The organism is Rhodoferax sp. ZS1R8, assembly GCF_056521325.1.
Genome location: NZ_JBWMBA010000158.1, coordinates 1 through 1,128 on the forward strand (window position 1 = coordinate 1; position 1,128 = coordinate 1,128).

The 1,128-nt window shown below is 55.4% G+C and carries 2 protein-coding genes; one reads left to right on the plus strand and one right to left on the minus strand.

What is annotated here, in order from left to right:
• Positions 1-135: 135 nt before the first annotated feature.
• A complete protein-coding gene (locus AC097P_RS24620; RefSeq protein ID WP_479613041.1) occupies positions 136-459 on the plus strand; it encodes a hypothetical protein in 324 nt (107 codons plus the stop codon).
• A 197-nt stretch (positions 460-656) separates the two neighbouring features.
• On the opposite strand, the gene AC097P_RS24625 is transcribed toward AC097P_RS24620, so the two are convergent.
• Positions 657-1,128 (minus strand): spermine/spermidine synthase domain-containing protein (locus tag AC097P_RS24625; RefSeq protein WP_479613042.1); only part of this gene is annotated, 472 nt, incomplete at its 5' end.

Here is a 1,128-nt window from a genome sequence, read left to right on the forward strand (position 1 = left end):
GAGCAAGACCGTTTGTTTCGAGGAGCTGGCTTATCAACGTTGTAGCGATGACCAAATCGTGGAGAAACAATTATTCTATGACCCCACTCAGTTCAAGTAGGCTCCTGGCAATTCTCAAGTCTTGAGGCACACAGCATGACTAAAGCGATAGACGAAATCCTTTGGCACGATGGCAACGTCGTGAGCATTTCCTTTTTGATCGATGAAAGAGGCAAGGCTACCGTTCAAATTGCCGCTCTATTTCATATCGACGAGGCGGGCGGTGGACGGGGCTTGTATCGAATCACCTGCGAGGGCGTTTCCAAGTTCAACACTACATTGGACGTAGCCGAGCTCAAGGACAACATGTTTGCAGGCAATATCTCAAACGGCTACTTGAAAGGCAACACCTTGTGGATCTACGTCACAGACGGCCTGATAGAAGTTCACGCAAAGAAGTTTCGTGTTGAAACGTGCTGACAGGCTGTTCGTCGCGGGGCGTCGTTTGCGGGCTGCAGCTTCACCGAGTCCAGCTTGATAAACTGTTCGTTTGTCAAAGACAACCTGGGCGGGGACTGCAAGTTCGCTGACAACCGCTGGTACGCATGCACCCAGTCAGCCTGCACAGGCTTTGTCGATGCAGTCCCTCATCTGAAATAGTCACGAGGTCCGGACAACTACGGCGCCGCCCGCCCCCACTCCTTCTCATACGTCATCACCAGCACCTGGTTCGACAGGCGGTTCACCTCGGCCGGTACACGCGCCATGTCCTTGGGAAAATCAAACAGCAACGGCAGCGTCGTCGGTGCCAGATAACGCAGGCCCTCGGGCAACGCGGTGGGCTGGCGCCAGGGGCGATGGCTGGCGATGATGAAGCCCCATTCGCCAAAGTTGGGCACGTTGGCGTGGTAGGGCGTGGCGTGCAGGCCTGCGGATTCGATGGTGGTGGCTACGGTCCAGAAACTCTGGCGCGCCACTAGCGGAGAGGTGGTCTGTATCACCGCATACCCACTGGCCGACAAACGCTGGGCCAGCAGGGAATAAAAGGTATTGGTGTAGAGCTTGCCGATGGAAAAATTGGTGGGGTCGGGGAAGTCCACGATGATGACGTCAAACATCTCCGGCTCGGGCCTTTGCTTGCTTTGCGTA

Coding starts and splice junctions, on each gene's coding strand:
- AC097P_RS24620 (WP_479613041.1), top strand. CDS start 136: ATGACTAAAGCGATAGACGAAATCCTTTGGCACGATGGCAACGTCGTG.